Consider the following 6,458-nt stretch of genomic DNA (forward strand, 5'->3'; position numbering starts at 1 on the left):
CTCCTCGAAGCCGCTGCGGGCGTACGCGGGGATGGCCCGTGAGCTGGAGTGCACGGTCACCCGTTCCAGCCCGAGCTCGCGGGCCGCGTCCAGGACGGCCCGGACGAGCCGCCCGCCGAGTCCGCCGTCACGCGCCTCGGGTACGACGTACACGCACTGCAGATCGCCGGAGGCCCGCCGTGGTGCCCGGGGCGTGGGCACCCGCTGCACCACCGCGAGCCAGGCCATGCCGATGACCCGGTCGTCGCGGACGACCACCGTGCAGCGGTGGGTCCGGGCGTTCTCCCCCGCCCAGGCGACGAAGCGCCGTACGAAGTCATCGGGTTCGCCGAGGTCTGGCGAGCCGTTCTCGACGAGCCACTCCCACCGGAGGCCGGCCACGGCCGCGAGTTCGGCGGGGCGGGCGGGGCGGATGCTGATGTTCTCCATCAGAGCATTGTGGGATCCGCCGTCCCGTCAGTCTCCCAGCGCAGCAGATCTCCCGGCTGGCACTCCAGCACCTCGCACAGCGCGGCGAGGGTGGAGAAGCGGACCACCTTGGCGCGGCCGTTCTTGAGGACGGCCAGGTTGGCGGGGGTGATGCCGACGCGTTCCGCCAGTTCACCCACGGACATCTTGCGTTTGGCCAGCACAAGAACGGAGGGGTGCGCCGCTCCCGGTTCGTGCTCGACAGGCAGGGCCAGCCGATACGGGTCGCTCCCGAGATCTTCACTCAGGAGGAGTTCGACTCTCTTCAGGCGGTACTCGACAGCCGATCGAGGAAGCAGCCGACTCGGCAGCCGGGAGGGGCGACACGCTTCCTGGGGGTCATCGTCTGCACGGACTGCAAGGGGCACATGCTCGTCAAGAAGACCTCGAACAAGGGGCGCTCCTACTCCTACATGCGGTGCACCGACTGCAAGAGCGGAGGGCTCGGCATCCCTGCCCCCGATGCTCTCTACCTCGCTCTCTCGCAACGTCTGCTGAAGGCTCTCGGCAGCTTCCCCGTGCAGGTACGCGAGTACGCCGAGGCATCGGAAGTGCGGTCGGAAGGGAAGCGGCTGAAGGAGTCGGCGACGTACTACATGAAGGAGCTCGAACCCGGAGGGCGGTACGCCTCTTCAGCGTTCGCTCGGGAGCAGGCTCAGGCGACGCTCGACAAGCTCTTGAAGGACTTGGATGCCGTCGACCCTGCGACCCTTCAGGACCGATGGGAGAACGTCCACAACGGCGAGACGTGGCGCGAACGCTGGGAGTCGGGAGGACTCGAAGCGCTGGAGGAGGACGCCCGACGAGTCGGCATCAAGTGCGAGGTGACCCGTACGAAGGTGAAGGGGCAGCGCGCCCCGGACGTGAGCCTTCGGGTCCTCCTCCCCAAGGACGCGCAAGACCGGCTCGTCATCAAGGAGGACGCGTTCGCCGTCGAGCTGTGAGGCTCTGGCGCCGACTACTCTCCACTCAGCCGGCCGTCGACCCAACGTAACCGGACCCCGTCTGTCACCCACTGGCAGGCGGGGTCTCTGCGTTCAATGCAGAGCCCCTGTCGGCCACGGGGGAACGACCGACGGGGGCTCTCGACCGGCACGCCTCGGCTTCACTGCTCGCCGTTCCGAGGCATGCCGGAGTCTGCGTTACTTGGCTCGCTCGACGAGAGCGAACGACGTGCACAAGCGCCGGAACCCCTGGTGTCCTGTCCGGCCCGTGTGGCTCATGCACTCGACGTCGACCGCCCCGCCGTCCGTCAAGGGCGTTGCCTGCCACTCGCACTTCAGGCACTCGGCCTCGAACGTCACGTCGGTGTCCGGATGCTGCGTGATCCGGTGCGTCACGTACCGCATGACGGAGCGCACCATCACTCGGCCCCGTGCTGTTCCCGAAGGTGCGTCCGGAGTACGACGTTCGCGTCGGACACCTTCGAGTAGTCCCCGACCGATCGGGCGTTGGCTCGGGTCACTGCAATGCTGAGACATTCGCGGCAGCCTGCTACGGGTTCCGGCTCCTCGGGCGGGAGTGTCAGGTTCACCGGTTCCGCCATCGTCGTCTTCGGTGTGCTCATCCTTACGGCCTCCCCGACTTCGTGTCTGCCGAAGGATGATCCCGTGGAACGTGCAACGGATGGCACCTCATGCGCGTTGTCGACTGAAGTCATGCACACGGCAGGCGGCCGACCACTCGGCGAGCCTCGCACGAAGTCCCTCCCCGAACAACGCGCATTCCTCGTATCCTGCGAATTCCTTCAGGTAGGTCTGAACATCTCGGCCGTCACGCAGTACGAGACTCCCCGCCGAAGTCTCGATGGTGACCAAGGAAGCGTCGTAGATCGTAAAAGTATTCAGCGGAACCCTGAGAGTTGCCGCCCCCACGGGAATTACGCCGATGCACACATTCGGCAGGTAGGACAGGGAGGCCAATCGGTCCATCTGTTCGGCCAGAGGCAACGGCGAAACCACCGGCCAACGAATTGCTTGCTCGGTCAGAAGGAATGTGAACTGTTTCGACGCGTCGTAGAGGACGGCTTGCCGTTCCAGCTTTCCCTACAGCCTCCCGAAGAACGCTCTCGGGAATCTCCACAAGCCCTTCCCCCCGCGGCGGAGCGAAGGCGTCGGCAACGTCGCCCTGCACGACGAACGTTCCCCGCTCGATCCGGTAGACATTCGGGCAGTCGTCTTCGCCGCACTCGCCGTTTCCGTTGCCGGTAAGCCGAGTCAGTTCTTCGCGTGCCATGCGAAACCCCCTTGTCTGTCGGCCCTGTTGGGCCGCTGGACATGACCGTACGAGCGTCATGCCCGGCCGTCCATGCACGTTCACGGGTATGCATGTTGTTGCATGAAAAGCCTCGCGACAGGAGGGCCAACCTTCCGGCTCACTGCGTCGCCGAGGATCTCGCCGAACGCTGTGGCACCATCCGACGCCACCCCCGGCGGGCGTGCCGGTGGCGCCTCCATTCCTCGTAGGCGAGCTCCTCGAAGTCTGGATCAATGCCGAGATCGAGGAGCGTCACGGCGTACCCCTCGGGTGTCATGACGTTCGCCGCCGCACGCTCAGCCTGCATGTCGAGCCAGGCTGTCGGATCGTCCATCTCGGGGAGCCTGTCACCCCTCGCTGCGGCAGCGAGCGCATCCCAGACATCGTCTCCGAGACCGGCCGAGCCAAGCTGTGCGCGGACCTGAAGGCGGACTGCCAGCTCTTCACACAGACAGACGAATGCTTCAGTGAGAGGATCCTGGACCCCATCATGGCGAGCATGGGGATCACGGCCGAGGCCGTTGAAGCCCAGTACGCGAAGGAGCGCCGCGAGGCGATGGCGCGGTACAAGACCGAGGCGTTTACGGCCGGGGAGGACTCGGCCTGACCTGCGTGTTCGCGCTCTGGAGTCGCGCCCCTGTTACTTCGGCACGATCTTGGGCGGTAAGACGTAGCGGTCCGGAAGAACGCACCCAGGGGGTCGTCCCCCACCCCATCCGGCCCGAGTCGGCGCACGTCGACAGCCACCCGACCGGCGAGGGACGCACCACGCGCCATGCTCGCAAGCGATCACGCAGCCTCGGGCCCAACTCCTCGGCCGCTCACTCAGCGGCCAGCAGACAGCCACACCCACACCAACCACAGAGCCCCGGCTCTCCCTGGCTTCAAGGGAGGGTCGGGGCTCCTTCCTGCGTTGTGGACAGGGTCCGGCTACACCCACTCGACCGAGGCAGAGACGGCCACTCGGGGCGCCTCTACCTCTGTCGGTAGTGGAGTGCGAGGAGCGAGGGCAGGGGTTCGCTCCACACGTCGAGCACCCGTCCGGGAGAGCACCTGTACGGCCTGCTCTCGCTCGTTCTCGGACAGCTTGGCCAGCGCCTGGGCTACCGCTTCACGGGCCCGCTCAGGGGCAGGTAACGGCCTCCCTGACCTGCTCACTTCCCCTCCCTGCCGGTGTTGATGGGGGTCAGGGGGAGCAGGCTCTTACCTGCCGTGGGGCTCAGTTGTGGCCATGTGTCGAATTGCGGGCACACCCCGCAGTCGAAGCACGGCGTCCAGCGGCAGTCCTCGACCTCGGTCTCGTCGAGGGAGTCCTGCCAGTCCTCCCAGAGCCAGTCCTTGTCCAGGCCGGAGTCGAGGTGGTCCCACGGGAGGACCTCCTCGTAGGTGCGCTCGCGGGTGGTGTACCAGTCGACGTCGACACCGAAGGCGGGCAGCGTCTTGTCGGCGCAGGCCATCCAGCGGTCGTACGAGAAGTGCTCGCGCCAGCCGTCGAAGCGGCCGCCGTCGTCGTAGACCGCGCGGATGACCGCGCCGATGCGGCGGTCGCCGCGGGAGAGCAGGCCCTCTACGATGCCGGGCTTGCCGTCGTGATAGCGGAAGCCGATGGAGCGGCCGTACTTCTTGTCGCCGCGGATCTTGTCCCGCAGCTTCTGCAGACGCGCGTCCGTCTCCTCGGCGGAGAGCTGCGGGGCCCACTGGAAGGGCGTGTGCGGCTTGGGGACGAAGCCGCCGATCGAGACCGTGCAGCGGATGTCGTTGGAGCGGGAGACCTCGCGGCCCTTGGCGATGACCTTCGTCGCCATGTCGGCGATCTGCAGGACGTCGTCGTCGGTCTCGGTCGGCAGGCCGCACATGAAGTACAGCTTCACCTGGCGCCAGCCGTTGCCGTACGCCGTCGAGACCGTGCGGATCAGGTCCTCTTCCGAGACCATCTTGTTGATGACCTTGCGGATGCGTTCCGAGCCGCCCTCCGGGGCGAAGGTCAGACCCGAGCGGCGGCCGTTCCTGGTGAGTTCGTTCGCCAGGTCGATGTTGAAGGCGTCCACGCGGGTGGACGGGAGCGACAGACCGATCTTGTCGTCCTCGTAGCGGTCGGCGAGGCCCTTGGCGATGTCGCCGATCTCCGTGTGGTCGGCGGAGGACAGGGACAGCAGGCCGACCTCCTCGAAGCCCGTCGCCTTCAGGCCTTGCTCGACCATGTCGCCGATGCCCGTGATGGAGCGCTCGCGCACCGGGCGGGTGATCATGCCGGCCTGGCAGAAACGGCAGCCTCGGGTGCAGCCGCGGAAGATCTCCACCGACATGCGCTCGTGGACCGTCTCGGCCAGTGGGACCAGTGGCTGCTTGGGGTACGGCCACTCGTCGAGGTCCATGACGGTGTGCTTGGACACCCGCCACGGGACCCCGCTGCGCTTCGGCACGACACGGGCGATACGGCCGTCCGGCAGGTACTCGACGTCGTAGAAGCCGGGGACGTACACCCCGCCCGTCCTCGCCAGGCGGAAGAGGAGCTCCTCGCGGCCGCCGGGGCGGCCCTCCGCCTTCCAGGCACGGACGATCGCGGTGATCTCCAGGACCGCCTGCTCACCGTCGCCGATCACGGCGCAGTCGATGAAGTCGGCGATCGGCTCGGGGTTGAACGCCGCGTGGCCGCCGGCCAGGACGATCGGGTCGTCCAGACCGCGGTCCTTGGCCGCCAGCGGGATGCCGGCCAGGTCGAGGGCGGCCAGCATGTTCGTGTAGCCCAGCTCCGTGGAGAAGGACAGGCCGAACACGTCGAAGGCCTTGACGGGCCGGTGGCTGTCCACCGTGAACTGCGGGACGTGGTGCTCCCGCATGAGCTCCTCGAGGTCCGGCCACACGCTGTACGTGCGCTCGGCGAGGACGCCCTGCTGCTCGTTGAGCACCTCGTAGAGGATCATGACGCCCTGGTTGGGCAGACCGACCTCGTAGGCGTCCGGGTACATGAGTGCCCAACGGACGTCACAGGAGTCCCAGTCCTTGACCGTGGAGTTGAGCTCTCCGCCGACGTACTGGATCGGCTTCTGCACATGCGGGAGCAGAGCTTCGAGCTGCGGGAAGACCGACGCAGCGACTTCGGCAGGCATGTCGCGCACCTTCGTGAGCTGGACTGAACTGACAGGGGTGACCATCCAGACTAACGCGATCGCGGGGAGCCTCCGCACGCAGGAAGGTCACAGGGCCGCCGCACCGCCCTTGATCCCGTCCCAGAACCCGGGCAGTTCGGCCTCCACGCGCACCGCCCGCTGCTCCTCGCGCTCATGGAGGAGGCCGTAGGTGAAGGCACTCTCCCCCGCCGCGTGGGCGACCGCAGACAGCTCGCGCAGGGCCTGCCGGGCCATCACGCTGTCCTGGTGCTCGCCGAGCCGGTTCTGCAGCGCCTTCATGGACTTGACCATGGTCTTGGCCGGCTCGCCGAGGACGGGTTCGGCCGCCTCCGCCGCGTAGCGGGTGCGCTTGGCCTTCTTGCGTGCCTCGTGCAGCGCGACGTCACGGTCGGTGCCGGGCTCCAGGTCCGACGCCTGCGCGATCAGCCGGGACACCTTGCGGAAGTCCTTGCGCACGGCCTTGGCGATCGGCTTGCGGGGCTCCTCGCCGGCCGCCTTGAGCAGCGGCGGGTCGGCGATCAGCGCGTCCAGGGTGTCGAGCAGGGCCAGGTGCCCACGGCGCGCAGCAGCCGGAAGGCCGCCCGTTCGCCGTGGCCCAGCCAC

At 67.5% G+C, this 6,458-nt stretch carries 8 protein-coding genes and 1 pseudogene; 1 reads left to right on the top strand and 8 read right to left on the bottom strand.

The window, feature by feature from the left end; all coding sequences use genetic code 11:
* Both ABZ281_RS32240 and ABZ281_RS32245 read right to left on the bottom strand, forming a co-directional pair.
* Positions 1–429: GNAT family N-acetyltransferase (locus tag ABZ281_RS32240; protein WP_356661248.1), on the bottom strand; the 429-nt coding region annotated here is incomplete at its 3' end.
* Positions 429–614: a helix-turn-helix transcriptional regulator gene (locus ABZ281_RS32245; protein ID WP_356661260.1), complete on the bottom strand. Its 186-nt coding sequence runs from the start codon at positions 612–614 to the stop codon at positions 429–431. The genes ABZ281_RS32245 and ABZ281_RS32240, both read right to left, overlap by 1 nt.
* Before the next feature lie 222 nt (positions 615–836).
* On the opposite strand from ABZ281_RS32245, the gene ABZ281_RS32250 reads away from it, so the two are divergent.
* A complete protein-coding gene (locus tag ABZ281_RS32250) occupies positions 837–1,412 on the top strand; it encodes a hypothetical protein (RefSeq protein WP_356661250.1) in 576 nt (191 codons plus the stop codon).
* 198 nt (positions 1,413–1,610) lie between these two features.
* Here ABZ281_RS32250 and ABZ281_RS32255 read toward each other — a convergent pair whose 3' ends face one another.
* The 6 genes and pseudogenes from ABZ281_RS32255 to ABZ281_RS32280 form a co-directional block, all read right to left on the bottom strand.
* A complete protein-coding gene (locus ABZ281_RS32255; RefSeq protein WP_356661252.1) occupies positions 1,611–1,817 on the bottom strand; it encodes a hypothetical protein in 207 nt (68 codons plus the stop codon).
* A gap of 285 nt (positions 1,818–2,102) precedes the next feature.
* Positions 2,103–2,507: a Scr1 family TA system antitoxin-like transcriptional regulator gene (locus tag ABZ281_RS32260; RefSeq protein ID WP_356661262.1), complete on the bottom strand. Its 405-nt coding sequence runs from the start codon at positions 2,505–2,507 to the stop codon at positions 2,103–2,105.
* 7 nt (positions 2,508–2,514) lie between these two features.
* Positions 2,515–2,703 (bottom strand): annotated as a pseudogene (locus ABZ281_RS32265) (hypothetical protein); the annotation flags it as partial.
* Between the two features lie 139 nt (positions 2,704–2,842).
* Complete coding sequence (locus tag ABZ281_RS32270; RefSeq protein WP_356661254.1) at positions 2,843–3,058, bottom strand: hypothetical protein; 216 nt, start codon at positions 3,056–3,058, stop codon at positions 2,843–2,845.
* Positions 3,059–3,878: 820 nt separating this feature from the next.
* Entirely contained in the window at positions 3,879–5,834 is a 1,956-nt protein-coding gene (locus tag ABZ281_RS32275; protein ID WP_356661256.1) for a TIGR03960 family B12-binding radical SAM protein, read from the bottom strand.
* 87 nt (positions 5,835–5,921) lie between these two features.
* Positions 5,922–6,458: CHAD domain-containing protein (locus ABZ281_RS32280; RefSeq protein ID WP_356661258.1), on the bottom strand; the 537-nt coding region annotated here is incomplete at its 5' end.

This window comes from Streptomyces sp. NPDC006265, from assembly GCF_040613555.1.
In the GTDB taxonomy this organism is placed as follows: Bacteria; Actinomycetota; Actinomycetes; order Streptomycetales; family Streptomycetaceae; genus Streptomyces.